Source organism: Paraburkholderia phenoliruptrix (genome assembly GCF_019511605.1).
GTDB classification, from domain to species: Bacteria; Pseudomonadota; Gammaproteobacteria; order Burkholderiales; family Burkholderiaceae; genus Paraburkholderia; species Paraburkholderia phenoliruptrix_A.
Genome location: NZ_JAEUAV010000002.1, coordinates 282,918 through 308,963 on the forward strand (window position 1 = coordinate 282,918; position 26,046 = coordinate 308,963).

The 26,046-nt window shown below is 60.2% G+C and carries 30 protein-coding genes and 1 pseudogene; 23 read left to right on the plus strand and 8 right to left on the minus strand.

The features are described 5' to 3' along the window. Nucleotides 1-309 precede the first annotated feature (309 nt). From JNB89_RS04915 to JNB89_RS04945, 7 genes are all read left to right on the plus strand, one after another. Nucleotides 310-1,419, plus strand: a complete 1,110-nt coding sequence (locus tag JNB89_RS04915; protein ID WP_220361648.1) for an alpha/beta fold hydrolase — start codon at nt 310-312, stop codon at nt 1,417-1,419. Between the two features lie 163 nt (nt 1,420-1,582). After that, the gene (locus JNB89_RS04920; RefSeq protein WP_220361476.1) at nt 1,583-1,915 is read left to right on the plus strand and encodes an ArsR/SmtB family transcription factor; all 333 of its coding nucleotides are present in this window, start codon (nt 1,583-1,585) and stop codon (nt 1,913-1,915) included. Beyond that, nucleotides 1,916-2,365 (plus strand): SRPBCC family protein, encoded by a 450-nt coding sequence (locus tag JNB89_RS04925; RefSeq protein ID WP_220361477.1) that lies wholly within the window; start codon nt 1,916-1,918, stop codon nt 2,363-2,365. Between the two features lie 52 nt (nt 2,366-2,417). Beyond that, nucleotides 2,418-3,053, plus strand: a complete 636-nt coding sequence (locus tag JNB89_RS04930) for a glutathione S-transferase family protein (protein WP_220361478.1) — start codon at nt 2,418-2,420, stop codon at nt 3,051-3,053. A 292-nt stretch (nt 3,054-3,345) separates the two neighbouring features. After that, nucleotides 3,346-4,755 carry an MFS transporter gene (locus tag JNB89_RS04935; protein ID WP_220361479.1) on the plus strand — a complete coding sequence of 470 codons (1,410 nt, stop codon included), beginning with the start codon at nt 3,346-3,348 and terminating at the stop codon, nt 4,753-4,755. A gap of 180 nt (nt 4,756-4,935) precedes the next feature. After that, nucleotides 4,936-5,742: an OBAP family protein gene (locus JNB89_RS04940; RefSeq protein WP_220361480.1), complete on the plus strand. Its 807-nt coding sequence runs from the start codon at nt 4,936-4,938 to the stop codon at nt 5,740-5,742. A gap of 184 nt (nt 5,743-5,926) precedes the next feature. Further along, nucleotides 5,927-6,709: a hypothetical protein gene (locus tag JNB89_RS04945; protein WP_220361481.1), complete on the plus strand. Its 783-nt coding sequence runs from the start codon at nt 5,927-5,929 to the stop codon at nt 6,707-6,709. Nucleotides 6,710-6,796: 87 nt separating this feature from the next. Here JNB89_RS04945 and argC read toward each other — a convergent pair whose 3' ends face one another. Next, complete coding sequence (argC, locus tag JNB89_RS04950; protein ID WP_220361482.1) at nt 6,797-7,756, minus strand: N-acetyl-gamma-glutamyl-phosphate reductase; 960 nt, start codon at nt 7,754-7,756, stop codon at nt 6,797-6,799. Nucleotides 7,757-7,876: 120 nt separating this feature from the next. On the opposite strand from argC, the gene JNB89_RS04955 reads away from it, so the two are divergent. Continuing rightward, entirely contained in the window at nt 7,877-8,761 is an 885-nt protein-coding gene (locus JNB89_RS04955) for a LysR family transcriptional regulator (RefSeq protein ID WP_220361483.1), read from the plus strand. Nucleotides 8,762-8,855: 94 nt separating this feature from the next. Here JNB89_RS04955 and JNB89_RS04960 read toward each other — a convergent pair whose 3' ends face one another. Continuing rightward, a complete protein-coding gene (locus JNB89_RS04960; protein ID WP_135891395.1) occupies nt 8,856-9,761 on the minus strand; it encodes a LysR family transcriptional regulator in 906 nt (301 codons plus the stop codon). A gap of 116 nt (nt 9,762-9,877) precedes the next feature. Here JNB89_RS04960 and JNB89_RS04965 point away from each other — a divergent pair, with 116 nt between their 5' ends. From JNB89_RS04965 to JNB89_RS04985, 5 genes are all read left to right on the plus strand, one after another. Further along, on the plus strand, nt 9,878-10,468 hold the full coding sequence (locus JNB89_RS04965) for a flavodoxin family protein (RefSeq protein ID WP_013342844.1): 591 nt from the start codon (nt 9,878-9,880) through the stop codon (nt 10,466-10,468). A 73-nt stretch (nt 10,469-10,541) separates the two neighbouring features. Beyond that, nucleotides 10,542-11,597, plus strand: coding sequence for an aldo/keto reductase (locus tag JNB89_RS04970; protein WP_220361484.1), 1,056 nt, complete (start codon nt 10,542-10,544; stop codon nt 11,595-11,597). A gap of 510 nt (nt 11,598-12,107) precedes the next feature. After that, complete coding sequence (locus JNB89_RS30990; protein WP_223216698.1) at nt 12,108-12,254, plus strand: hypothetical protein; 147 nt, start codon at nt 12,108-12,110, stop codon at nt 12,252-12,254. A gap of 9 nt (nt 12,255-12,263) precedes the next feature. Next, nucleotides 12,264-12,443, plus strand: a complete 180-nt coding sequence (locus JNB89_RS04980; protein ID WP_346656192.1) for an RHS repeat-associated core domain-containing protein — start codon at nt 12,264-12,266, stop codon at nt 12,441-12,443. Nucleotides 12,444-12,624: 181 nt separating this feature from the next. After that, nucleotides 12,625-12,960 (plus strand): hypothetical protein, encoded by a 336-nt coding sequence (locus JNB89_RS04985; RefSeq protein ID WP_220361487.1) that lies wholly within the window; start codon nt 12,625-12,627, stop codon nt 12,958-12,960. Between the two features lie 39 nt (nt 12,961-12,999). Here JNB89_RS04985 and JNB89_RS30995 read toward each other — a convergent pair whose 3' ends face one another. Then, on the minus strand, nt 13,000-13,131 hold the full coding sequence (locus JNB89_RS30995) for a SymE family type I addiction module toxin (protein ID WP_223216708.1): 132 nt from the start codon (nt 13,129-13,131) through the stop codon (nt 13,000-13,002). An 80-nt stretch (nt 13,132-13,211) separates the two neighbouring features. Between JNB89_RS30995 and JNB89_RS04995 the strand changes: the two genes are divergently transcribed. Together JNB89_RS04995 and JNB89_RS05000 are read left to right on the plus strand one after the other, a co-directional pair. After that, nucleotides 13,212-13,547, plus strand: a complete 336-nt coding sequence (locus tag JNB89_RS04995) for an RHS repeat-associated core domain-containing protein (protein WP_346656193.1) — start codon at nt 13,212-13,214, stop codon at nt 13,545-13,547. A gap of 15 nt (nt 13,548-13,562) precedes the next feature. Beyond that, the gene (locus JNB89_RS05000; protein ID WP_220361489.1) at nt 13,563-13,949 is read left to right on the plus strand and encodes a DUF4279 domain-containing protein; all 387 of its coding nucleotides are present in this window, start codon (nt 13,563-13,565) and stop codon (nt 13,947-13,949) included. A gap of 52 nt (nt 13,950-14,001) precedes the next feature. Here JNB89_RS05000 and JNB89_RS05005 read toward each other — a convergent pair whose 3' ends face one another. Beyond that, nucleotides 14,002-14,235 (minus strand): SymE family type I addiction module toxin, encoded by a 234-nt coding sequence (locus JNB89_RS05005; RefSeq protein ID WP_220361490.1) that lies wholly within the window; start codon nt 14,233-14,235, stop codon nt 14,002-14,004. Nucleotides 14,236-14,578: 343 nt separating this feature from the next. Between JNB89_RS05005 and JNB89_RS05010 the strand changes: the two are divergent. From JNB89_RS05010 to JNB89_RS05025, 4 genes and pseudogenes are all read left to right on the plus strand, one after another. Continuing rightward, nucleotides 14,579-14,857, plus strand: a pseudogene (locus JNB89_RS05010) (RHS repeat-associated core domain-containing protein); the annotation flags it as partial. 184 nt (nt 14,858-15,041) lie between these two features. Next, entirely contained in the window at nt 15,042-15,296 is a 255-nt protein-coding gene (locus JNB89_RS31000; RefSeq protein ID WP_223216700.1) for a hypothetical protein, read from the plus strand. A 228-nt stretch (nt 15,297-15,524) separates the two neighbouring features. Beyond that, entirely contained in the window at nt 15,525-15,869 is a 345-nt protein-coding gene (locus JNB89_RS05020; protein WP_220361492.1) for an RHS repeat domain-containing protein, read from the plus strand. Between the two features lie 16 nt (nt 15,870-15,885). Then, nucleotides 15,886-16,221 (plus strand): hypothetical protein, encoded by a 336-nt coding sequence (locus JNB89_RS05025; protein ID WP_220361493.1) that lies wholly within the window; start codon nt 15,886-15,888, stop codon nt 16,219-16,221. A 136-nt stretch (nt 16,222-16,357) separates the two neighbouring features. Here the strand turns inward: JNB89_RS05025 and JNB89_RS05030 are convergent, their stop codons facing one another. Continuing rightward, a complete protein-coding gene (locus JNB89_RS05030) occupies nt 16,358-17,215 on the minus strand; it encodes a DUF72 domain-containing protein (protein WP_431026575.1) in 858 nt (285 codons plus the stop codon). A gap of 101 nt (nt 17,216-17,316) precedes the next feature. Further along, nucleotides 17,317-18,072 (minus strand): TetR/AcrR family transcriptional regulator, encoded by a 756-nt coding sequence (locus JNB89_RS05035; protein ID WP_220361494.1) that lies wholly within the window; start codon nt 18,070-18,072, stop codon nt 17,317-17,319. Nucleotides 18,073-18,367: 295 nt separating this feature from the next. On the opposite strand from JNB89_RS05035, the gene JNB89_RS05040 reads away from it, so the two are divergent. The 4 genes from JNB89_RS05040 to JNB89_RS05055 all read left to right on the plus strand — a co-directional run bounded on the left by JNB89_RS05040 (nt 18,368) and on the right by JNB89_RS05055 (nt 24,099). Next, nucleotides 18,368-19,549 carry an isovaleryl-CoA dehydrogenase gene (locus JNB89_RS05040; protein ID WP_220361495.1) on the plus strand — a complete coding sequence of 394 codons (1,182 nt, stop codon included), beginning with the start codon at nt 18,368-18,370 and terminating at the stop codon, nt 19,547-19,549. A 28-nt stretch (nt 19,550-19,577) separates the two neighbouring features. After that, a complete protein-coding gene (locus JNB89_RS05045) occupies nt 19,578-21,185 on the plus strand; it encodes a carboxyl transferase domain-containing protein (protein WP_220361496.1) in 1,608 nt (535 codons plus the stop codon). 28 nt (nt 21,186-21,213) lie between these two features. Beyond that, entirely contained in the window at nt 21,214-21,999 is a 786-nt protein-coding gene (locus tag JNB89_RS05050; RefSeq protein WP_220361497.1) for an enoyl-CoA hydratase/isomerase family protein, read from the plus strand. Nucleotides 22,000-22,071: 72 nt separating this feature from the next. After that, nucleotides 22,072-24,099: an acetyl/propionyl/methylcrotonyl-CoA carboxylase subunit alpha gene (locus JNB89_RS05055; protein WP_220361498.1), complete on the plus strand. Its 2,028-nt coding sequence runs from the start codon at nt 22,072-22,074 to the stop codon at nt 24,097-24,099. 144 nt (nt 24,100-24,243) lie between these two features. On the opposite strand, the gene JNB89_RS05060 is transcribed toward JNB89_RS05055, so the two are convergent. Both JNB89_RS05060 and JNB89_RS05065 read right to left on the minus strand, forming a co-directional pair. After that, nucleotides 24,244-25,035 carry a phosphate/phosphite/phosphonate ABC transporter substrate-binding protein gene (locus JNB89_RS05060; RefSeq protein WP_013342856.1) on the minus strand — a complete coding sequence of 264 codons (792 nt, stop codon included), beginning with the start codon at nt 25,033-25,035 and terminating at the stop codon, nt 24,244-24,246. A 30-nt stretch (nt 25,036-25,065) separates the two neighbouring features. Beyond that, a complete protein-coding gene (locus tag JNB89_RS05065) occupies nt 25,066-25,344 on the minus strand; it encodes a DUF1488 family protein (RefSeq protein WP_220361499.1) in 279 nt (92 codons plus the stop codon). Nucleotides 25,345-26,046 lie beyond the last annotated feature (702 nt).

The window sequence follows — 26,046 nt, forward strand, 5'->3', positions numbered from 1 at the left end:
GGTCGCTATGTACGGAGCGTCTTCGTGTCGCGGTCAATCGCCCCCGCGTGCGCGCCCGCGTCACGCACAGTGTGTCGCGTGTGCTGTCGCGGAAGCTAAAGACGGTGCCGGCACGCGCAGGTGCGTTCCGTTATGAGTAATCGACCCGGCTGGAAGCCAACGGCCTCGCGCCGCGCCGTCCTGGCGATGGGCGCCGCCACCCTGATGGCGGCCTTTCTTCGACCCGCACGGGCAAACCTCACAGGAGCAACCGATTTGGCCGCATCAACATACGGCGAAGGAACGCTTCCCAATGGCGTCCGCTCGCGCATGATCCACGGGGTCAACGGCCTCGATGTCCATATTCTCGAGGCCGGTTACGAAAGCCCTGGCCGACCGCTCGCACTGCTTCTGCACGGCTTTCCCGATCTTGCTTACGGCTGGCGGCACCTGATGCCGATTCTGGCTGACGCCGGCTACCATGTCGTGGCCCCCGATCAGCGGGGATTTGGCCGCACCACCGGTTGGTCGAGCGACTATGACGCACCGCTCGCGCCGTTCAGCCTTCTGAACATGACGCGTGACGCGCTCGCATTGGTCCTGGCACTGGGGTATCGGCGCACGGCAATGCTGGTCGGGCACGACCTCGGCTCGCCGGTGGCCGCCTATTGCGCGCTGGCCCGACCTGACGTCTTTCCCTCGGTGGTGCTCATGAGTGCACCGTTTCCCGGTCCGCCGGCGCTGCCGTTCAATATTGCGCAAAGCGCGGCAGTGTCGGCTCAACCGAACAATGGCAATCAGAAGCTAGCGGCCGCGCTGGCAGCGCTCGATCCGCCAAGGAAGCATTACCAGCAGTACCTGAGCACGCGGCAGGCGAACCAGGATATGTGGCATCCGCCACAGGGTTTGCACGCGTTTCTTCGTGCATTTTTCTACGTGAAAAGCGCCGACTGGCCGGGAAACAAGCCACATCCGTTGAAGGCGCCAACCGCCGCAGAACTTGCCCAGATGCCCACGTATTACGTCATGGAACTGGACAAGACCATGCCCGAAACGGTCGCTCCATTCCAGCCTTCCTTCGCCGAGGTGATGGCTTGCAAGTGGCTCACCGAGCCGGAGCTTGGCGTGTACATGCGGGAGTATGACCGCACGGGATTTCAAGGCGCCTTGCAGGCGTATCGCGTGTTTTCCGATTCCGAATTGAACGCCGAGTTGCGCCTTTTTTCCGGCAAGACGATTGATGTCCCCTCGCTCTTCATTGGCGGCCGAAGCGATTGGGGCACATATGCGGCACCTGGCGCACTCGATCTGATGAAGACAAAAGCAGCGACGAGAATGGGCGACGTCGAGCTTATCGACGGCGCGGGTCACTGGATTCAACAGGAGCAACCGGTAAGGCTCAGCGAGCTTCTGCTCGCCTTCGCCAGGGAAGCCGGTTGAGCGGATTACACCCGCGGTTAGTAGGGATTGCGTGGCGTAGCTCCGCGCCTGCATCCACTCGCACGCTGGATTCACAGCTTCCGTCGACACTGAAGAAGCAATGCCATAAACGCAATGCCATAAACAGCTTGACACCGTGCGTCGAAGCTCTATAGTTCACCGTATGGTGAAGTGTCCTGTAAGTCAACTCGATCGTACGTTTTCCGCGCTGACCGATCCTACGCGGCGGGCCATTCTTGCTCGTCTGGAGCAGGAGCCTCAGCTTTCAGTCACGGAAATCGCGCGGCCATTGCCGATCAAGCTGCCTGCCGTCATGAAGCATCTGGACGTGCTGAGCGAGGCCGGCCTGATTACGCGTGCCAAGCATGGTCGAACCGTTTCGGTGCAACTGGTGGCCGGGCCGATGGAAGAGGCCATGGCGTGGCTCAGACGTTATGAGCGATTCTGGTCCGCCAACCTCGACCGGCTTGCTGACTTTGTCGAAGGAGAAGAGTAGATGATGCACACGCCGAGTCTGACGATCGTGCGACGCCTGAAGGCATCGCCGCAAAAGGTTTATGCCGCATGGACGCGGCCGGAGTTGATGGCGCGCTGGTGGGGCCCGGACGCAGGGCCGGTACTCAGTGCGGAAGCGGATCCGCGAGTAGGCGGCCGGTTCCGCGTGGTGTTCCAGACGCTCGACGGCGAAACCCATGAGTGCCGCGGTGAATATCAGGAAGTAGAGGCAGACCGCAAGCTCGTGTTCACGTGGCAGTGGGTCACGCTGCCCGAGCGCCGTTCGCTCGTGACCATTACGTTTCGCCCGCTCGGTGAAGGCATGGAAATGAACTTCACGCACGCGCAGCTAATCGACGAAGCGACACGCGACAGTCATGAAGCCGGCTGGAAGGGCGCGTTCGATAAGCTGGACGCATTGATCGCGGACCTCGGCGGCAAGGACGTTTGAGACGCTCAAAAACGCAGTTTCGAACAAGGTGAACATATACCGGAGACGTCGCATGCAACTCTATTATGCGGAAACGCTGGCCCCACGGAAGGCTTGCGCAGTTGCTCGTTATTTAGGCATGCAAATAGAATACAACTATCTCGACCTGGGCAAGGGCGAGCACCTGAAGCCGGCGTACTTAACGCTCAACCCGAACGGCAAGGTGCCATGTCTGGTGGACGGGCAAAGAAGTATCTGGGAGGCCGACGCGATCGTTTGTCACCTCGCGCAACGCGCACAATCGCCGTTATGGCCGAAAGAGCCGGAACTGCAGAGCGATGTGCTGCGCTGGCTCAGCTGGAACAGCCAGCATTTCTATCGATATGGCGGGGCACTTTACTTCGAACACCTTATCAAACATGCGATAGGTCTTGGCGAACCGGATAGCGCGAAGGTTGCTGAAGCGCAGCGATGGTTTCGCAAACACGCAGCGGTACTGGACCGGCACCTTGAGGACCGGACATGGCTGCTCGGCGATCAGATGAGCATCGCGGATTTCTCGGTTGCCGTCACGCTGCCTTATGCCGCCCGTGCGGCGATGCCGCTCGACGAGTTTCCGAATATTGTGCGCTGGCATGACCGGCTGAACGAATTCGAAGCGTGGCGCAATCCGTTTCCGTCGCGCTCGACTGAAGCGGCAGCTGCCTGAACGTACCGAGTTTGCCACGGGCGCGTTCAACAGAGGCGCTGAGCGGCTTGCTTCCCGGCATTTCGCAGTACAAGAGGCTAAGCATCTGGCCAGTGCGCATGCCAAGTTCGGGCTGAACCGGCATTTAACCTGCAGATCGTCTGCAACGCCTCAACAAGACTCATTGCCCCATATTACTGAGTTCTGTTGACAGCGTTGCTGCGTTTATCAAGTTGCGCTTTATTAATACAGTGCCCCGCATGACGACGTGCGAACCAGCCGGTTCGCATCGCGCCATTCATGCGAGGCCTTCATGAGCCCACACTCTCGTTCGCTGCACCGGTCGCCACGGCTCGCGCTACTCGCGGCGAGCCTTGGCTTTGTCATCATCTGTCTCGACGTGACGGTGGTGAACGTCGCGCTCGCCAGGATACGCGCCAGTCTCGCGATGGACTCGACGGCACTCGAATGGGTCGTCAATGCTTATACGCTGGCGTTCGCCAGTCTGCTGCTTACAGCGGGCGCACTCGCCGATCATTTTGGCGCGCGGCGCGTCTTCGTCGGCGGCTTGGCGGTATTTACCTGCGCATCCATTGCATGCGGTGTGTCGCATAGCGCGACGCTGCTGATCGCCTCGCGCCTCGTTCAGGGCGCGGGAGCGGCGCTATGCGTGCCGTCGTCACTGGCACTACTCGGCGCCGCATTTCCGCAGGCCCAGGAGCGTGCCAAAGCAGTCAGTATCTGGGCCGGCACAGCGGCGCTCGCGTTAGGCGCGGGGCCGCTGGTGGGCGGCCTGCTGGTGGACAGCTTCGGCTGGCCGTCTATCTTCCTGATCAATGTGCCGGTGGGCGTCGCGGGCATCTGGCTCACGCTTGCGCATGCGCCCGAAACCATGGTCAATAGCCGACGTCGCATTGATCTGGCTGGCCAGATGCTCGCCGTTGTCACGCTTGCCGCTCTAACTTACGCGGTGGTCGAAAGCGGGCGCCTCGGCTGGACAAGTTTCACCGTGCTGCTGGCGCTCGCACTGTCGGCTGTCATGGGTGCGTTGTTCATCGCGGTCGAGGCGTGGCAGGATCAACCGCTTTTGCCGCTCACGCTGTTTCGCAACGCGGCCGTCACCGTGAGTGCGCTCACCGGGTTGTCGCTGAACTTTGGATACTACGGACTGATGTTCGCGATGAGTGTGTTCTTTCAGTATGTGCGTCACGACACGCCGCTCGAGACCGGACTTGCATTCCTGCCGATGACGGCGCTTGTCGCGCTCGCCAACATCGTATCCGGCAGGCTTGCCGCGCGTTTCGGCTACCGCGTGCCGATGGTCTACGGACAAGTGCTGGCCGCGCTTGGCTATGTCTCACTGCTGTCTGTGAGCGCCGACGGCAGCACCCTTGTGACGGCGTTGCCGCTTCTTGCGGTCGGGATTGGCGTCGCGCTCGCGGTCCCGTCGATCAACACGGCGGTCCTGGCGAATGTGGCGCCGTCTTATGTCGGCGTCGGCTCCGGCGTGCTGAACAGCGCGCGTCAGATCGGCGGCGTGTTGGGCGTCGGCGTGTTCGGCTTACTGGTCCGGCCGGAGTCGAATGACGTCGTGCATGGACTGCATGTGGCGGTGATGCTGGCATTTCTGTTGACGCTCCTTAGCCTTGCAACGGCGCGAGCTCTGCTTGGGGGAGCTAATAGACCAAGTGTCGATCGGTCTCCGGGAGAAGCCGTCCGATAGCGGCTAGACAGCATAAAAACCGGCCCAACCTCCGAGCGACAGAACTGGAACCTGCAGTGCGGCATCCAGATTGCTGGCGGCAATCAAACACTCGCTTCTGAACGCAATGTCGGCGTCGCTGCTAGCGTGAGACGACGGTCAGCATGCGCCAGAATTTCAGGCATTCACGCGGAGATGGATATGGCACTGCCTCTTTCTAATCGCAACCGACGCGGTTTCATGGGCCTTCTGGGCTCTGCAGTGGCCTTTGCCACATGTTCCTGCGGCGCAGGCCAGGCGTTGGCGCAGCAAACGACCGAATCGCGCGGGGCGATTCCGGGGCGCGGCAAGTCGGAGAAAAGCAAAATGCTCGGAATGGGCGCTGACGTATTGCAAAGCCACGCCCCTATCGACGCGATCAATATGTACCTGAACGGGTTTCACTTCTATGCGGACGACATGGGGAGGCAGGTCGAGGCTCATCACTACTGCCATCACATCAACGAAGACTTCTTCCAGTGCGTCATTTACGACGGCAACAAGTGGGACTCCCGGCTCATCGGTATTGAATACATCGTTTCCGAGAAGCTATTCAAAACCTTGCCTGACGAGGAAAAACCGCTTTGGCACAGCCACCGCCACGAGACGACTTCCGGCGAACTTGTAATGCCGGGCATTCCCATGCCGGTCGAACACACGGCCATCGCTTTACTGGTCAACACATACGGGAAGACTTGGCACACATGGCAGATCGACAGAAACTCGGCGCTGCCTATTGGGATCCCGCAGCTAATGATGGGCTTTACCCAGGACGGACAGCTCAGCCCGGAGATGATCCAGAGCCGTGATAGGGAACTCGACATATCGACCGCGAAAGAGCGCAAAAACCGGGAAGACCTTGCGAAGTCAGCGGGACTCGTTCAGCCCGGAGCCGATGGCTGGCAGTCGGGACAAGCGCCGCAACTGGTCCTGAGCAATGTTCCGTTGAAAAACCGGCGCGGTGGTTGACTTCGCGAAATCACATGGCCCAGTCACGTGTTTATCTGGGGCGTCACGTACATGTGGAGCGACGAAGGGTGGCTGCGGGTCGCGGCCGCGCTCTAGCTGCGTCAATATCGAGGTGATTCGTAGCTGCGGTCGTCGTTGTTCATCGCTTGCACGGTAGAATCCGGTTTTAAGAATCCGGCCTGTCATGCTCGCGCTGAAGCTAACCGTGGTTCCGCTTTTCGTGCTCGTCGTCTCGATGTCCGGCAGGTGGTGGGGACCATCTATTGCTGGTTGGTTGGCGGGACTGCCTGTCGTAGCCGGGCCGATTTTGTACCTCTTGACGCTTTCGCACGGAGCCGCGTTCGGAGCCCGTGCTGCGACCTTATCGTTGGCGGCTATCCTGGCGTCCGAGGCGTTCAACTTCGCTTATGCCTGGACTTGCAGGTCGCTGACGTGGCCGCTTGCGCTACTTGCAGGCATCGTCGTCTGGTTCTTGTCTGCATGCGGCCTCTCGCTCATGCCGACATCGCCTCTGTGGGCCTCGGTCGCCGCAGTCACGGCAGTGACCATTGGACAGTCGTTCTTGCCGACAAGTTCGACCGTTGCTGCGGGTGCCCCGGTATCTAGCTTCGATCTGCTTGGCAGGATGATTGCCGGGGCTATGCTGACTTTCGCTGTCACATCGTTATCGACCTGGGCCGGCCCGACGTGGAGCGGGTTGCTTGCGGTCTTCCCGCTGCTCGGGATCATCCTTTCCGTTTCGTCCCATCGCGCTCACGGTCCGGCTTTTGTCATTTCGCTGCTGCGGGGCATGGTGCTGGGCCGCTTCTCATTCGCCGCATTCTGCCTTCTGCTTACCTTCGCGCTTCCCTATCAACGACCTGTCTATGCTTTTGCCGAAGCGGCGTTGCTCGCCATGGTCGTGCAGTGGTGCACGAAGCGCGTCGCAGCCAGCCGACAACGCACACCGGTCGCCGCTGCTGAATGACGCTTTCTGTGCAGCGTCACTGCGTCACCCAGCCATGAGGCAGCGCTGGCCATTACTCCACATTCGGTTGCAAGGACCAGCTTGACCCTATCGTTGGCCATGAAGCGCTGCCGAACCTGATTGCCGCGCCAGCATCAACTCCAGATTCTGAACCGCAGCGCCGGATGCGCCCTTGCCCAGGTTGTCGAAAACAGCGGAGAGAAGAACTTGACCGTTTTCCTCGTGGTGAAAAACGCTGAGGTGCATGTCGTTCGTACCGTTCAGCAGTTCGGGATCCAGGTAGCTCAAGGCACTCGATTCGTATTGCGGCAAGACCCGGACGTGCGTCGATCGAGCATAGTGACGTGCGAGGCAAGCATGCAAGGTGGCGCCGTTCACACCAGGTGCGAGCAGCCGCAACTCGAGCGGCACCGTCACCACAATGCCCTGACGAAACGCCCCTATTGCAGGAACGAAGATCGGTCGGTGCGCGAGTTGGGCGTAGTTCTGGATTTCCGGGGTGTGCTTGTGCGCGAGTTGCAACCCATAGACTTTGTATGACGGGGCGTTTGCGGCTTCGGGCCCTTCATACTCTTCCAGGCCGACGCGTCCACGTCCTGAGTAGCCAGACGTCGCGTGAATGCTGATGGGGTAGCTCGCTGGTAAGAGCCCAGCCTGCGAAATGGGACGCAGCAAGCCGATGGCCCCCGTGGGAAAGCAGCCGGGATTGGTTACGCGCCGGGCAATCGCAATGCGCTCAGGTTGTTCTGGCGTCATTTCGGGAAAGCCGTATGTCCAGCCGGGCTGTAGCCGGTGCGCCGAGCTAGCGTCGATGACCCTGACCGCGGGATTAACGATGGCTTGCACGGCCTCACGCGCGGCGGCGTCGGGCAAACAGAGAACGGCGATGTCGCAGGCGTTGATGGCTTGCGCGCGGCGTCGCGCATCTTTGCGGTCATCGCCCGTGAGCGTGAGCAGCGTTATGTCGGTCCGGTCGTGCAGACGTTCACGGATTTGCAGTCCTGTGGTGCCCTGGTCGCCATCGATGAAAACAATGGGAGCGCTCATGGGGGGATACTCCGGGTGGTTGTAAGGCGATGCGAACCGTCATGATCCTGCAAGGAATAGAATAGGAAAAGTTGAATTTCATAACCATTGGATTCAGGTTTTCTGAACGAAGGCGCTCACATGCGAGAGATCAGCCTGGACCGTTTGCGCACCCTTATCGCGATTGCCGAGCGTGGATCGTTTGCAGAGGCAGCGCGTGCACTGAATCTGGCACCTCCGACAGTCAGTCTCCATATCGCTGAACTCGAAGAGCGCATTGGGGCGCCACTTCTGTCGCGCAAGCGCCGGCAGGTTAGGCCGTCGGCGATAGGAGAGGTACTGGTTGAGCGCGCGCGGCGACTGATTGCGGACGCTGAGCAAGCGCTCGACGATATCCAACGCCAGGTACAGGGGCTTGAGGGGCGCGTCAGGATCGGCGCTTCGACCGGCGCAATTGCCCACCTGTTGCCCCAGGCGCTCGAAGTGTTGCGCCAGCACCATCCCGCTATCGACGTACAGGTTGCAGTCCTGACTTCCTCCGAAACATTGTCCCGGCTGGCAGCTGGGACGCTGGACGTTGGGCTAGTCGCCTTGCCGCAGCCTCCCGTACCTGGAGTCGTGATGACGCCTTGGAGGCGCGACCCGGTGATGGCCTTTTTGCCGGCGCATTGGCGATGTCCAGCGCGCGTTACCCCTGAATGGCTCGCCTCTCAACCTCTCATTCTCAATGACGCGAGCACGCGTCTTTCGCGTCTGACAGCGGATTGGTTCAGCACTGCGGGGCAGCATCCCGTGCCCCGCATTCAGCTGAACTACAACGACGCGATCAAGAGTCTCGTTGCGGCCGGCTATGGCGCCGCGCTGTTACCTCATGAGGCAACTGCGCCACCACCCGACAGGCGCATCGCGATGCGACCGCTGCGCCCGGCGCTATGGCGTCAGCTGGGCATTGCTCATCGCGCGGGGTACGTTGAGCGTCCCACGCAACACGTGCTGGACGTGTTGCGTGATTTGCGATTGAGGTAGTTTTCGGACAACGTGCTCAAGAGTGACTAATGGTTCTTGGTGGAATAATGGCAGCGGTGAATTCGCCGCCAAGCGAACCTCCACCGCCCACCGATTAATCAAAATACGGCGCCAACACTCCCTCGATCCAATCCATGAAGGTCCGCACGCGTGGCGACAGATTACGTCGATGAGCCACGACGAGCGACGCGGCAAGAGGCTCAGGACGTAGATCGGGCAGAACCTCCACTAGCGCGCCGCTTTGAATGTGATGTGCGAGCGCCAGATATCCCGCCTGTATCAGCCCTATGCCCGCAAGCCCGGCTGCATGATAGGTCTGCACGCTGTTGACCTGCATCGCGCCTGGCAACGCAAGCGTCGCGTAGCCGTTGCCGTGTGGGTATTCCCATCCCGCATGCTTCGCGCCGAGTGTTAGTGTGTAGTGGACCATCCTGTGTCCCTGGCTGAGCAGATCGTCGAGCGTGTGCGGTATACCGTGCCGTGCCAGATAGCTCGGGCTCGCCGCGTTGGTCATGCGCAGCTTGCCCAACGGTCGCGCGATCAGGCTCTCGTCGGCAATTGGACCCAGCCGGATCACGCAATCGAACCCTTCCTGCACGAGATCGACACGCCTATCGGTGCTGGAGAGTTCCAGTTGCAGCTCGGGATGTGCCGCCATCAGCTGCGGTAGCGCGGGAACCACGACGCTTCGCGCCAATTCGGTGGGCATGTCGACACGCAATCGTCCCCGTAGCGGTGTGCCATTGCTCGAGAACATTGATTGCAATTCCTGTACGTCGGCCAGCAGATCGCGCGCCCGGGAATAAAACGCGCGTCCATCTTCTGTGAGCTGCACGCTTCGTGTAGTCCGATGCAAAAGGGTGGCTCCCACATCCCGCTCCAGCTCGCGGATCACCAGGGAGACACGTCCCTTCTGGATACCAAGGCTTTCGGCCGCGCGCGTGAAGCTCGTCATTTCGGCGACCCGGGCAAAGATCAGAAGCGCGTCGAGGTTTTGCATTGTTCACTTGGAAAGTAACAGAACGTTCTCTTTGTCGTTATTTATAGCTCAATCGGGACTCAGTAGACTAGCTTTCCATGTCATCCGCAGGACAACCTGAACGAAAAGGAACAACCATGAATCAGCAGACCTCTCCCGTTAAGACCGTCGTCGTCTACCACTCCGGATATGGACACACCGAACGTATGGCCACAGCTATCGCCGATGGCGCGGGTGCCGTGCTCGTCACGATCGACAGCGAAGGAAACATTGCCGACGATGGCTGGGAAACGCTTGCCGGCGCCGATGCGATCCTGTTTGGCTCGCCGACCTACATGGGCGGCCCCAGCTGGCAGTTCAAGAAGTTTGCTGACAGCTCGTCGAAGCCCTGGTTCGAAGGCCGGTGGCAAAACAAGATCTTTGGTGGCTTTACCAATAGTGCGAGTCTGAACGGCGACAAGCTCAATACGCTCGAATACTTTTTCCTGCTGGCCGGTCAGCATGGCGGCATCTGGGTCAGCATGGATATCAAGCCGGCAAACGTCAAGGCGTCAACGCGTGACGACCTCAATCGCATGGGCTCCTACATCGCGCCGATGGCGCAGACGCCTGCTGATGCGTCGCCTGACGAGATGTCGCCGGGGGATCTCGAGACGGCCCGCCGTTATGGCGCTCGCGTCGCGATGATCGCCGGGCAGTTGCGGGCCGGCAGGCATCAAAGCAACTGAAACTTCGTTGCGTGAGCAAAGGTGAGGCGGCAGGCCGTCGCGTTTCATCCAGCCAATCTCGAAGGGAACTGCCATGAAATACAAGCAACTGGGCCGCACCGGCCTGTTTGTTTCCGAACTGTGCCTCGGCACGATGACACTGGGCGGCAATGCCGACGCCGGCATGTGGGCGGCGATCGGCGCGCTCGGACAGGAAGAGGCGAACCGACTGATCGCCCGTGCGCTTGCTGAGGGGATCAACTTCCTCGACACGGCCGACGTATATTCCTTCGGCCAGTCAGAACGCCTCGTCGGACAGGCGCTCAAAGACCTCGGAGTACGACGCAGTGAGATAGTGCTTGCTACGAAAACAGCTGGCGCTATGGGCCCGAAACCGAACGATCAGGGGGCGTCGCGCGGTCACATCATGGATTCTGTGCAGAGGAGTCTGGAACGCCTGCAGGTCGACCATATAGACCTGTACCAGATACACGCCAGCGATCCTGTCACGCCGCTTGAAGAGACGCTGCGCGCGCTCGACGATCTCACGCGGCAGGGGCTGGTTCGTTATGTCGGCGTCTCGAACTGGCGGGCGGGCAAGATCGGCAAGGCACTCGGGCTGAGCGAGGCGCTGCACGCCACGCGCTTCGAGACGCTCCAGGCGTACTATTCGATTGCCGGACGTGACGTCGAGCGCGAGCTGGTGCCGCTCGCCATCGAGGAGCGGATGGGGCTCCTCGTCTGGTCGCCCCTCGCCGGCGGATTGCTGTCGGGCAAGTTCGGTCCTGGGGCTCCGACCGAAGAAGGTTCGCGACGCAGCCATTTTGATTTTCCCCCGGTCGATCTCGAGCGGGCGTGGCCGTGCGTTGCGGAAATGCGCAGCATTGCTGACGCGCGCGGTGTCTCGGTTGCCCGCATAGCGCTCGCCTGGTTGCTCGCGAGGCCGTATGTCACGAGCGTCATCATCGGCGCGAAACGGGTCGAACAGCTCGAAGATAATCTGGGTGCGGTCGATATCGTCCTGACCGAAGAAGAGCTTGCGCGTCTTGAAGCCGTAAGTGCTCTGCCTTCCCACTATCCCGGCTGGATGATCGAGCGTCAGGAGTCGAGTCGGATTCCTTCGGCTTTCAGCGGGGGTGGGGCGAAGTAAGATCGGTTGCTGCACATCGATACTTTGGACGCGGGCGGTTGCGTAGACCGCCTCGCGTTGCATTGCGCGCGCCCATTACCAATGAGGGATAGGCGCACCATAAAGGAAAGCAGCACTGCGCAATCCTATTCGCCAGCCGACTTATCGGTGTTTATTGCGTCGACCGGAATGTGCCACACCTAGGGCTCGTCGTGAGCGGGCCGGCAAAAGTGTGTAACGCCGTCGTTAACGGGCGAGCCCACCTGAAATGCTGATAGCTCAATACGAGAAGAGCCCTACAGGACGTAGGAGACATATTACTTAAATATAGACCGGTCTGATAGTTATCCGCGTTAGGCTTCGGTATCGTATAAGGCGTTTATAACGCTAGCTAATTCAATAATAAGGATATCGATGGCAAATATTTCAGGGGGGAGAGGTGCTCGTTTTTATGCCTCAGCTAAGCGGGGGCTGGAATGCGTGCGGCGAACGGCGAGCGCCGGTGCAGTGGCGTATATAGCGATTCTGCCGATGGCGGCGTCCGCTGACGACATCACGTATGCCTACGACCCAATGGGTCGCCTCACGTCGGTGTCGGTCGCGGGCTCAACCGCGTACTACGACTACGACGCGGCGGGCAATATATCTGCGATTCGCAGGCAACAGCGCGTTCGGTGACGGGTGGATGTGCTTCACCATCGGAACCGGTACTACCAGCCGGCGACACGGCGGTTCATTAGTGAGGGCCCAACTGGCTGGGCGAGTGGGCAGACGAATGCGTATGCTTATGTCAACGGCAATCCGGTGCAGTTCAATAATACGACCGGTGAGGCTGGCCCGCCAATGAATGGACCGGCCAATGCTTGAGTATCGAACCCTTCAGATAGCGGGCGGATGCGGCTTTACGATCCCGATGGCCGAGCCGCTGTTGGTCTTGATTTCGATCATTCGCACCGTGGAATGAGACCACACGCGCACAATTGGAACGGGAACAACCGGGATTGCGCTGTCGCCCCATTTTGTCCGCTATGAATTCCAGGTGGTAGCTATGCTGCCGGACCATCTGCATGATTGGTATATAGACGGGATCGAGGTGGATGGAAGTGATATACGTATAAAAATCCACTTTGAAGCCGAAAGAAGAGTTCGCGTATTTGCTGGAGCTTCGCGTTGCATCGTGAGAAATTTCCTCATCCGGAACGTTATCTATGACATCAGCATCTTTTCGTCTGAGGATGATCCGTCGCGCTATGACGAGGCTGTTGCGCGGCTGAACAAGTCGTATCCATGGCCACCTGAAGAGTTAAAAAAGATCGCGGAGATACGGCCTTCCGTTGGCGCTGATATAACAATCGAGTTCTCGACAGTGTCAGTGCTGGGATAGCGTTGATGCAGAAGGGCCGCGCGAGCAGCCGTTCTGCATTTAAAGCGGTGTAATGATGAGCTTCTGGTGCTCGACGGTGATACGCACTCGCTGTCCGGGCTCGTATCCGGCGGTCTGGATCCACCTTCCGGAGAGCTTCATCCACGGAAACGTGGCCGGCTCCTTGCGCATATGGAACGGCAGGGGTGCGACTGTCTGATAGCGCCAGGATTGCTGAATGGTGACAGAGTGTTCGGTGACGGGTGGCGGTGGTGCTTTTGTGCGATTACCAGCCAGCGACACGGCGGTTCATTAGTGAGGACCCGGTTGGTTGGGCGAGTGGGCAGACCAATGCGTATGCTTATGTGGGTGGGAATCCGGTGCAGTTCAACGATCCATACGGGCTACATAAAGGCGACCAATGGTACGGGTACAACGATAAGAATTTCCGCGATTGGGTGCATGGCATAAAGCAGGACGAAGGTATCCCCGGTTCAGTTAATTTCACTAAGCCTATGCTTGACGACTTCTGGAACCAGTGGAATGGCGAAGGTTGTCCGGTGGGGAAGGGCGGCAAGAGCGGCAAAGGCGGCCGGTCGCGGTATTAACCTATTGGATGAAACATGTCAGCTTGCTCGCGGACCTACGTAACGCTGTGTATTTATGGATCTGATGCCGATGCGATGAATCGCATGGCGGACGAGATAAAAATTTCCCCGACCAGAACCAGCAATAGGAATGGTCTTCTTGGCTGGTTCTTCGAAACCAAGGAACTCGACTCCGTCGACGTCGCGGATCATTTGGATCTTTTGCTGCGAGAGTTGGAAGCGTATGGCGTTGACATGAAAAAGATTAAGGAGATGGGCTGCTGGTACCGAACTTACTGCTTCTGGTCTTCCGTTTCGGGAAATGGTGGCCCTGTGCTTCAGCCGAAGCAGATGGCGGCACTGGCATCGCTGGATATGGAGTTGCACTTTGATTTGTGGTTTGACCCGCCGGAAGAAGAGTAGCTGTAGCGGGATTGTGAATTGCAGAAGGGCCGCGCGAGCGGCCCTTCTGTATTTAAAGCGGTGTAATGATGAGCTTCTGGTGCTCGACGGTGATACGCACGCGCTGTCCGGGTTCAAAGCCGGCGGTCTCGATCGACCGTCCTGAGAGCTTCATCCACGGAAAGGTGGCTGGCTCCTTGCCCTTATGGAAGGGCAGGGGTTCCGGGTTCTGATAGCGCCAGGATTCCTGGATGGTGACGAACCGTTCGGTAACGGGTGGTGGTGCTTTATGATTGGCATCAGCCATGACACCATGTCGACGCAGATGTAATTCCAGTGTGGGCGCGAGTTTTGATTGCGGGATCCATGGACATATTTTTTGCGCAGACTAGGAGCGGAGTGGACAGATTCATTGCCATCAAATCCAAAATCTGGAATGCAGAGCTTTGGATGAATGGAAGGGTAGATCTGGAAGGTATCGACACACATCAAAATGCAATCACGAAATTTCACATCATTTTCGATATGTCGAAGAACAGTGATAGGGCTGCAGTCCTTGCGAGGACACAAGATCATTACAAGGACTGCAAAATCTGGATCGAGAGCAACTGATGTAGGCGGCTGTCCATCCGTCCGCACAGCCAGCGACAGGGCGGTTCATTAGTGAAGACCCGGTTGGCTGGGCGAGTGGGCAGACGAATGCGTATTCTTATGTGGGTGGGAATCCGGTTCAGTTCAGGGATCCGTTTGGGCTTGGACCATGGGACCAGAAGTATGGCTTGTCGAATAGTTATTGGAATTGGCTCCACCGGCAAGATGGCGGTTCGTTGATCAAAGAGCTTAAAGACCCACGGACCGGGCAGGTCCCGAAAGACACTGCGTTGGAGTACTACAAGATATATCTTTTAGAGACCGGGCAATGCGGGTGAGGCTCAATATTCGTGAGGTGAGAACTTTATGCCTGGTTGCATTTTTTGTGGATCTGGTGCGGACTTCGACGTACGCGGATTCCTGGTGTCCTCTCCGTGGTCCGGTATAGCAGACATATTTCGACGCGGGCCGACTGGGAATGCATACCGCCCCATCAGAGAGTCCTCGTCTCTACAGATCGCGGTGTCGCCAATTGACGAGCATCGCCTTGAACCGCAGATTGATGCGACGCTCAGTTTCTTGCGAAGCTACGAGGCTGAAGTGAGGCGGCTGGTCAGGTTTCCCGGCGTGGACGCGGTCGAGTTCCGCATGGGCCTCTTCTGGCTGCCCGACACGGCTATTTACCCGATTTCGCTCACGCCATCGTTTCTCAAAGCAGTTGGCGACGTCGGTGCGACCGTTGACATATATGTTTATGCAAGTGACGGCGTAAATTAGCTTGAGCGTTGCCAGTGCAATCCGAAGTTGCCGCGACAGAAGAGCCGCATTCGAGGCCCCTTTTGTATCTAAAGCGGCGTAATCATGAGCCGCTGGTACTCGACGGTGATACGCACGCGCTGTCCGCGCTGGAAGCCGGCGTCTTCCGCATATGGAAGGGCAGGCGTGCGGCTTTCTGATAGCGCAAGGATTCCTGGATGGCGACAGAGCGTTGGGTGACGAGCGGACGTGCTTTGCCATCGGAACTGGTATTGCCAGCCAGAAGCAGGGCGGTTCATTAGTGGGGACCCAACTGGCTGGGCGAGTGGGCAGACGAATGCGTATGCTTATGTCAACGGCAATCCGGTGCGGTTCAATGATCCGACCGGTGAGGCTGGCCTGCCGATGAATGGACCGGCCAATGCTTGCGTATTGAACCCTTCAGGTAGCGGGCAGATGCGGCTTTACGATGCCGATCGCCGAGCCGCTGTTGATCTTGATTTCGATCATTCGCATGGTGGAATGACACCACGCGCGCATCATTGGAACGGGAAGAACCGGGATTGGGCTGTCGTGCCATTTTGTCCGCTCTGAATTCCAGGTGATAGCTATGCTGCCGGACCATCTGCATGATTGGTATATAGACGGGATCGAGGTGGATGGAAGTAACATACGTATAAAAATCCACTTTGAAGCCGAAAGAAGAGTTCTCGTATTTGCTGGAGCTTCGCGTTGCATCGTGAGCAATTTCCTCATCCAGAACGTTATCTATGACATCAGCGTCTTCTCGTCTGAGGATGATCCGTCGCGCTATGACGAGGCTATTGCGCGGCTGAACAAGTCGTTTCCATGGCCACCTAAAGAATCAAAAAAGATCGCGGAGATACGGCCTTCCGTTGGCGCTGATATAACGATCGAGTTGTCGACAGTGTCAGCGCTGAGATAGCGTTGATGCAGAAAGGCCGCATTTCGCGGCCCTTCTGCATTTAAAGCGGCGCAACGATGAGTTCTGGCGCTCTTGCGATTGCATTCACGAATACGCCGCAGTAAAGGCAGACGTCGATCCCCCCACCTTCAACCCCTCACAACCGCTCAATCAACGCCATCGCCGCGGCCGGATTGCGTTCCTTAAACCCGCTGATCACATAAAGATAAACATCACGCGCCGCTGCTTTCGCGGGCGCCTCGCCGCATGTTTCCAGGTCGCCTGGCGTCGTGCCCGCGGCCAGTTCGCGTGCACGCGCTGCCCATGCGTCCAGCGCTTTCGCTGAATAACCTTTGGCCTGTTTGTCCGTGGTGCCCATGATGCGGGCATACACGAACGGCGCGGTCACGTCGGCGATTTGCGGGTACGCACTGTCTCCTGCAAGCACCACTGCGACCTTGTGCTTGCGTGCCAGCGCAATGAATTCCGGCGTCCTGAAGCTGTCGTTGCGCACTTCGATCGCATGTCTAAGCTTCACACCCTCGATACTCGCAGGCAGCAGCTTCAGAAAGGCCTCGAAATCTTCGCCGTCGAACTTCTTGGTCGGCGCAAACTGCCAGTTGATGGGCCCGAGCTTCTGTTTGAGCAGCAGCAGGCCGCTTGCGAAAAAACGCTCGATGGTTTCGCTGGCGTCGGCCAGTACTTTTCGATTAGTCGCGTAACGCGGCGCCTTTAGCGAAAACACGAAATCTTCCGGCGTTTCCTGATACCACTTTTCATAGCTCGCCGGTTTTTGCAAACCGTAAAACGTCCCGTTGATTTCAATTGAAGTGAGATGCCGGCTCGCATACTCGAGTTCGCGGCTTTGCGTGAGATCGTCCGGATAGAAAGTGCCGCGCCACGGCGCGTAAGTCCAGCCGCCTATGCCAATCCTGATCTTGCCGCTTTTGGTCGTGCTAGTGGTTTTGGCGCTGGCTGACGGCTTTGCGCCTTTTGCGGACTTGGTTTCTGCCACCTGGTTCTCCTTCTGGCTGCGCTTCAGCGACGGGTAGACCCATAGATTAGCGTTTTTTTCCGCGCCGGAGCGCGCCTACGGGAAGCAGAGAAACGTAACGGCTATTCGCCACCCGCCGGTTTCGCTGCGTGCATGGCCGCTGCACGCGTGGCTTCGTCGAAACGCCGGTTGGCTTCCGCCACTTCCGCCCTGAACTGCTGCAACGCGTTCACCGCGGGATCGGGAGGTGTCAGCGCGGCCCACAATACCTCGATCAACTGATCGGCGGTTGCGTCGATATCGGTATGCCGGTGCGCCAGCGTCGCGTCCCACAACACATGCTCCATGGGGCCGAACACCATCGAGCGCAACAGACGCAAAGGCATGTCCGCGCGAATCTGGCCGCTTTCCTGGCCCTGCGCCAATACGCGCATCAGCGGTGCGGTGTAGCGGCGCTGCAATTCGGTCAGCGCCTCGCTCAACTCGTGATGCCGCGCGCGTCCTTCCGAGAGCACCAGCGCGCAAAGATCGGTGCCGTTCACGAGCATCAAGCGCAAATGCGTTCGCACGATGAAGGCGAACTGCTGCCTCACGGTGCCGTCGCGCGGCAACCCGGCTTCAATCGCACCGATAATTTCGTCGTACCAGTCGCCGATCACCCGCGCACACAACTCGCGCTTGCCACGGAAGTAGCTGAACACGGTCGCCTCGGAAACACCCAGGCGCTGGGCGATCTCCGCAGTCGTTGCGCGCTCGTAGCCCTTTTCGGAGAACACGTCGCGGCCTGCCTGAAGAATCTCCTTCACGCGCTGCTGCGATTTGCGCCCGGCGGGCTGGCGGCGCGAGGCGGGTAGTTCGGGCTTGAGCTCAAGCGTCATATGAGTCGGGTTCAAATTTGAAGTGCGCAGGCGGCGTTCGAGGAGCGCTCGACCCCATGCTATCACAGCGCTGTGGCCAATTATCCCGCACGGCTCATTTTCTGAGTGACACTCAAAAATACCTATTGACGCTTACGTAAATCTGGCGTGAAATGCGCGTTGAGCGTCGCGCGCCTCGCTGCGGGCTGAACGCGCGGGCGGCCAGGCCGCCTCGCATGCTGGAGCCCGCCTGGCCGCATTACTGAATTCGCCGGCAACCTGCCGCCGGCCGTCAATGAAACCTGGAGACACCGCAATGAGCAACCTGCCCGGCTTGCAATTCCCACTCGGCGAAGAAATCGAAATGCTGCGCGACAGCATTGCGGGTTTCGCTGCGAAAGAAATCGCGCCGCGTGCCGCTGAAATCGATCGCACGGATCAGTTTCCGATGGACCTGTGGCGCAAATTCGGCGACCTTGGTGTGCTCGGCATGACGGTTTCCGAGGAATATGGCGGCGCGAACATGGGTTACACCGCGCACATGGTTGCAATGGAAGAGATCTCGCGCGCATCGGCTTCGGTCGGCCTTTCGTATGGCGCGCATTCCAATCTGTGCGTGAACCAGATACATCGCAACGGCACCCTGGCGCAAAAGCAGAAATATCTGCCGAAGCTGGTCTCCGGCGAGCACGTGGGCGCGCTCGCCATGAGCGAGCCGAACGCCGGCTCGGACGTGGTCAGCATGAAGCTGCGCGCCGACAGGAAAGGCGATCGCTACGTGCTGAACGGCACGAAGATGTGGATCACGAACGGCCCGGATTGCGACACGCTGGTCGTCTACGCGAAGACCGACCCTGAAGCGAATTCGCGCGGCATTACCGCGTTTATCGTCGAGAAAGGCATGAAGGGTTTTTCGGTCGCGCAGAAGCTCGACAAGCTCGGCATGCGCGGCTCGCACACGGGCGAGCTCGTGTTTCAGGACGTGGAAGTGCCGGAAGAAAACATTCTCGGGCAACTAAACGGCGGCGTGAAGGTGCTGATGAGCGGTCTCGACTACGAACGCGCCGTACTCGCGGGCGGCCCGACCGGCATCATGGTCGCCGTCATGGACGCAGTGGTGCCGTACATTCACGACCGCAAGCAGTTCGGTCAGTCTATCGGCGAATTCCAGCTGATTCAGGGCAAGGTCGCCGACCTGTACACCACGTTGCAGGCGTGCCGCGCGTATCTGTATGCGGTCGGCCGCCAATTGGACACGCTCGGCACGGAGCACGTGCGCCAGGTTCGCAAGGACTGCGCGGGCGTGATTCTCTACACGGCTGAAAAAGCCACGTGGATGGCGGGCGAAGCGATCCAGATTCTCGGCGGCAATGGCTATATCAACGAGTATCCGGTTGGACGTCTGTGGCGCGACGCGAAGCTCTATGAAATCGGCGCGGGCACGAGCGAGATTCGCCGCATGCTGATTGGCCGCGAGCTCTTTGCCGAAACAATGTAAGCCGAGCGACCAACAGGAGAACGACGCGATGCCCGTCATCGAATCCAGGCTGAATCCACGCTCCGACGACTTTCGCGCCAATGCCGCGGCGCTCGAGGCGTTGGTCGACGATCTTCGCGCGAAGATCGAGCAACTCGCGCTCGGCGGCGGCGAGGCCGCGCGCGAAAAGCACACCGGGCGCGGCAAGCTGCTGCCGCGAGAGCGCATCGAAAAGCTGCTCGATCCGGGCACACCGTTTCTCGAGTTCTCGCAACTCGCGGCCTACGGCATGTACAACGACGACGCGCCCGGCGCGGGCGTGATTACCGGCATAGGGCGGATCGCGGGTCACGAGTGTGTGATCGTCTGCAACGACGCGACGGTGAAGGGCGGCACCTACTATCCAATCACGGTCAAGAAGCACGTGCGCGCACAGGAAATTGCGGCGGAAAACCGCTTGCCGTGCGTGTACCTCGTCGACTCGGGCGGCGCAAACCTGCCGAATCAGGACGACGTGTTTCCCGACCGCGATCACTTCGGCCGCATCTTCTACAACCAGGCGAACCTGTCGGCCGCGGGCATTCCGCAGATTGCCGTCGTCATGGGCTCGTGCACCGCGGGCGGCGCGTATGTGCCTGCGATGAGCGACGAGTCGATCATCGTCAGGAATCAGGGCACCATTTTTCTCGGCGGCCCGCCGCTCGTAAAAGCCGCTACCGGCGAAGTAGTGAGCGCCGAAGACCTCGGCGGCGGCGACGTGCATACGCGCCTGTCGGGCGTGGTGGACCATCTCGCGCAAAACGACGCGCATGCGCTCGCAATTGCGCGCAGCATCGTCGGCAACCTGAACCGCACGAAGCACGTGCCGGTGCTGCTGCAGGAGCCGAAGCCGCCGCGCTACGACCTGAAAAGCATCTACGGCGTCATCCCCGTGGATACGCGCAAGCCGTTCGACATTCGCGAGGTGATTGCGCGCGTTGTCGACGACTCCGCATTCGACGAATTCAAGGCGCGCTACGGCACCACCCTTGTGTGCGGCTTCGCGCATATCTGGGGCCATCCGGTCGGCATCATTGCAAACAACGGCATTCTGTTTTCGGAGTCCGCGCTCAAGGGCACGCATTTCATCGAGCTGTGCTGCCAGCGCAAGATCCCGCTCGTGTTTCTGCAGAACATCACGGGCTTCATGGTGGGCCGCAAGTACGAGAACGAAGGCATTGCGCGTAACGGCGCGAAGATGGTAACGGCCGTCGCCACGGCCAAGGTGCCGAAGTTCACGGTGATCATCGGCGGCTCGTTTGGTGCGGGCAACTACGGCATGTGCGGGCGCGCGTATTCGCCGCGCTTTTTGTGGATGTGGCCGAATGCGCGCATTTCGGTAATGGGCGGCGAGCAGGCCGCGTCGGTGCTTGCCACGGTGAGACGCGACGGCATTGAAAGCCGCGGCGGGTCATGGAGCGCCGAAGAAGAAGGGGCCTTTAAACAGCCCATTCGCGAGCAATACGAACATCAGGGGCATCCTTACTATGCAAGCGCACGTCTGTGGGACGACGGCGTGATCGACCCGGCGCAAACGCGCGACGTGCTCGGCCTCGGCTTGTCGGCTGCCATGAATGCGCCGATAGAAGACACGCGCTTCGGCGTGTTCCGGATGTGACAGAGCGCGACGCATGGGAGCCGCCACGATGCAATACGACACACTGAACGTCGACATAGACGGATATGTCGCGACGCTCACGCTGAATCGCCCGGAAGTGCGCAACGCATTCAATGAAACCATGATCGCCGAGCTTACCTCGGCCTTCACGGCGTTCAATGCGCGCGACGACATCCGCGCGGTCGTGCTCGCCGCCAACGGCAAGGCGTTCTGCGCCGGCGCAGATCTGAACTGGATGAAGAAAATGGCCGGCTACTCGGACGACGAGAACCGCGCCGACGCAATGTTGCTCGCCAATATGCTGTCGTCCATTTATCGCTGCAACAAGCCGGTAATCGCACGCGTGAACGGCGATGCCTACGCGGGCGGCATGGGCCTGATTGCCGCGTGCGACATCGTGGTGGCGGTGCAAAGCGCACGCTTCTGTCTTTCCGAGGCGCGCCTCGGGCTGATTCCCGCCACTATCGCGCCGTACGTGATACGCGCGTTGGGCGAGCAGGCGTCGCGCCGCTATTTTCTCAGCGCGGAGCAGTTCGACTGCGCGACTGCGTTGCGGTTGGGCCTCGTCAGCGAAGCGGTCAGCGCCGAGCAACTCGACGCCACTGTGCAGCAGATCGCGCAAACGCTGTGTGCGAACGGTCCGCAAGCGGTGCGCGCCTGCAAGCAGCTCGTGCAGGACATGGCCGGCCGCGAGCTGAACGACGCGTTGATCGAAGACACGGCGGCGCGCATTGCGCGCACGCGAGCAGGCGCGGAAGGCCGTGAAGGCGTCGCGTCGTTCCTCGAAAAACGTGCGCCGGCCTGGCGCGACTGAAGCGCGCCTCACTCACAACGCGAGGCGCCGGCGGGCGTTCACCAGAACAATATCCAGAGCTAGAGACAACTCATGTTCAACAAGATCCTGATTGCCAACCGGGGCGAGATTGCGTGCCGGGTCGCCGCGACCTGCAAGCGGCTCGGCATTGCGAGCGTCGCTGTCTATTCGGATGCGGACGCCAACGCCAAGCACGTGAGCGCGTGCGACGAAGCGGTGCATATTGGCGGGGCAAGCGCGGCGCAAAGCTACCTGCGTGTCGAGCGCATTATCGAAGCGGCGCGCGTGAGCGGCGCGCAGGCGGTGCATCCGGGCTACGGTTTTCTGTCGGAAAACGAGGACTTCGCGCGGGCATGCGAAGCCGCCGGCATTGTGTTCATCGGACCGCCGGTCGAAGCTATCGCGGCAATGGGATCGAAAGCCGCCGCCAAAGCGCTGATGCATGCGGCTTCTGTGCCGCTCGTGCCGGGCTACCACGGCGACGATCAGAACCTCGAACTATTGCAGCGCGAGGCGGACGCGATCGGCTACCCGGTTCTGCTGAAGGCCAGCGCGGGCGGGGGCGGCAAGGGCATGCGCGTTGTCGGGCGCAGCGAAGACTTCGCTGCGGCGCTCGCCTCCTGCAAGCGCGAGGCGGCGGGCAGCTTCGGCAACGACCGCGTGCTGATCGAAAAGTATCTGACACGGCCGCGCCACGTCGAAGTGCAGGTGTTCGCGGACCGGCGCGGCGGCGCGGTGTACCTGTTCGACCGCGACTGCTCGGTGCAGCGTCGCCATCAGAAGGTGCTGGAAGAGGCGCCCGCGCCGGGATTGTCGGCGCAAATCAAGCGCGAAATGGGCGAGGCCGCGGTTGCCGCCGCGCGCGCGGTGAACTATGTCGGAGCCGGCACTGTCGAGTTCATCATGACGGCGAGCGGCGAGTTCTATTTCATGGAAATGAACACGCGCCTGCAAGTCGAACATCCTGTCACGGAGATGGTGACGGGTCACGACCTGGTGGAATGGCAACTGCGCGTGGCCGCCGGCGAGCCGTTGCCGCTCACGCAGGAGCAACTCAAGATAGACGGCCACGCAATCGAGGCGCGCATTTATGCGGAGCATCCGGCGCGCGGCTTCTTGCCGTCGACAGGCACGCTCAAGCATTTGCGCATGCCGCAAGGCGTGGAGTTCGTGATCGATGCGGCCGGTCTCGGCGAGCCGGGCCGCAAGGCGCCGGTGCGCCTCGATAGCGGCGTGCGTGAGGGCGACACCATTACGCCGTTCTACGATCCGATGATCGCCAAGCTGATCGTGCACGGCGCGACGCGAGAAGAAGCGTTGGCCCGAATGAGCCGCGCGCTGCACGCATGCGAAGTGGTGGGGCCGCATACGAATGTGGAGTTTTTGCAGCGTATTGTCGAAAGCGAGCCGTTTGCGAGCGGCGACCTCGATACCGGTCTGATCGAACGCCATCATGATGCGCTGTTTGCGCCGGTGAAAAAGCCCTTCAAGGAAGCGCTCGCGCTGGCATGCGCGGCGCTCCTTACGCGCGAAGGCGGCACCGCGCACGGTGCGTCGCCGTGGGACGCGCTGTCGCACTGGCGTCTGAACGGCGGCTACACGCAGACGCTAGGCTGGCTCAACGTGGAGGACGACAGCGCCTTTACCGTCACGTTCGCGCGCGACGGCGGCGTGCAAACGCTCGAACACGACGGCCTGCGCGAAGACTTCACGTGGTCGCAAGGCTCGGGCTTGCACGAATACCGCGCGACTATCGGCGATGCGCGCGCCACGGGCCGCGTCTTTATCGACGGTGACACGTTTCATGTGTTCTGCCTCGGTCACGCGTTGGCCTTCGAGTGGCAGAACCTGCTGGCGCACGCGGCGGATGCGGAACATGGCGAAGGGCGCCTCACTGCGCCGATGCCGGGAAAGGTCATCGCGGTGCTGGTCGAGCCGGGCACGGTCGTTGAGAAGGGCACGCCGCTCATCGTGATGGAAGCGATGAAAATGGAGCACACCATCGGCGCGCCGGCAGCGGGCACGGTGTCGGAAGTGCTGTATGCGGTTGGCGATCAGGTGGCCGACGGCGCGCAGCTTCTGGTGCTGGACGTGCAATAAGCGTCGAACCAATGCGCGAGCCTTGTTCGACCAATGCCCGAACAAGGCTCGACCAATGCACAAATAAGCTCGCATAACGCTAAAAGCGCCGCTCAAAGCGGTGCGCGAAGCGCTGCTTCAAGCGGTGCGCAAAGCCCCGCTTGCTCAACCGAGCCGCGTATAGCCCACTGCGCGCGCCTCGTTTTCGAGTTCAGCGATACGCTCGTAGTCTGCGAGCGACAACGCGGAAAACCCCTGCAAACGCAGGCGTTTTGCACGCTCAGGGTGCTGTGCGAGCGCTTCGTTCAGCGCCTCGCGCAGCGCTTGCACGGTCGCGGCGGGCACCGTGTCGGCGGCGATCAAAGGCAAACCCGGCGACGCCGCTGTCATGCCGATACGGCGAACCCGCCGCGCGAGCTCCGGCAGTTCGTCGCACACAAAGGCGAACGTCACGCAATCTATTGCGGCGAGGTCCGCGCGATTGTCCGCAACAGCCTGCAAGGAGCCGACGTGCGAACCGGTGCGCAGGACGGAGCGAAAAAACGCGCCGTCACGCGCATACGGCGCGACCGCGTGGCGCAGCGCGTTCATGCCGCTATTGGAATCGTCCTGATTGTAGGCGGCCCGTGCGCCGCGGCATGAGGCGAGCGTATCGAACGGCGCGTCGGCACGCGTAACGAGCACGCTCGCGTAATGCGCGCCTTCGCAGCCGGGCGCGTCGAAACGCGGCGTCGCGATCAACTGCACCTGGTCACGCAGACCATGCATCAGCGGATAGCCGCAGGTCTGCGAAACCAGCAGATTCGGCCTGCGCCAGAAGCCATGCAGTTCTTCGTCCGGCTCGACAATGCGGCAGGCCGGCTTGACCATGCTCAGCACGTCCGTCAGCCACGCCCGCCATTCGCTTTCGAGCGAGGGCGTGACGTTGTACATAGGCAGGGCGGCGATCCAGGTCATGATGCGGTGCGTGCATGGCTTATGGGCGGACTAATGCATGATGATACGGAATTCGTCGACGCCTAGCCGCACCGGCTCGGTCGGCCGGAACGTCCACTGGCGCGCGGCCACCGTGAGAATCTCGTCTTGTGCGCCTTCGAACGCGAGCAACAGGTCTTTCTTGCGGGCGCTTGCCGCGCCGCAATAAGTGATGAGCGCGTCCGCGCTGACCTCGAAAATCTGTGCGCGGTCGTCGCAGCACACTCTGAACGCGACCGTTGCGCACTCCGTCACGCAGGGCCGGAACCCTTCGTCAACATAGACCGGCATGGCGACCTCCTTTCGCGCGCGCGCCTGAGTCTTCAGCATGACAAACCGAAAGCTGCTGGTATGTGGGAAAACCAGCATTCGCAAGACATTGGCGATGCACGCGCGGCGGCCCGGCGCAGCGACGACTCGCGCGCGAGACAAAATTTTGTAACCGAAGCCGCTTTTCCACCCGGTACTCGACGGTTCGCGTCGCGAGGCAGTCCCTACACTTGCCTTCTGATCCATCGAGACGGGAAAAGAGATGACAGGGACCAGTCGATTCAACAAGGCAGCGCCGCGCAGAGTCCGGCAGTTTGCGCTCGCGGCCGCCGTGGTGGTGCTGCTCGGTTTGCAGGGATGTGCGACTTCGCTCGAGACTTTCGGACTTGGCGCGGGTGTCGGAATAGTCGGCGCATTCGGCCTTTTAGGTTGCGCAATAGGGTGTCATTGAAACTGTCGAGGGCGCCAGTTTATTTCCGCTTGCGTGGAATGGCAATAAAACGTAATTGCGGTTAATAAATTGAAATAAAAATCACCCATAAATGACAGTGAAAAGATTCAGCAAGAAAACCCAATTGCCTGCCGCTTGACTTTGCACGACCTGGCTGGCTAAATCCGCCGGTCCGGTTCTTTCTCCAAGTCTCCACGCAGGGAAAGCCGTTGCGCCGGACTCGGGGCTATGTGTTCGCAAATAGCCCTTAATTATTTGTGCACTAATTGGTA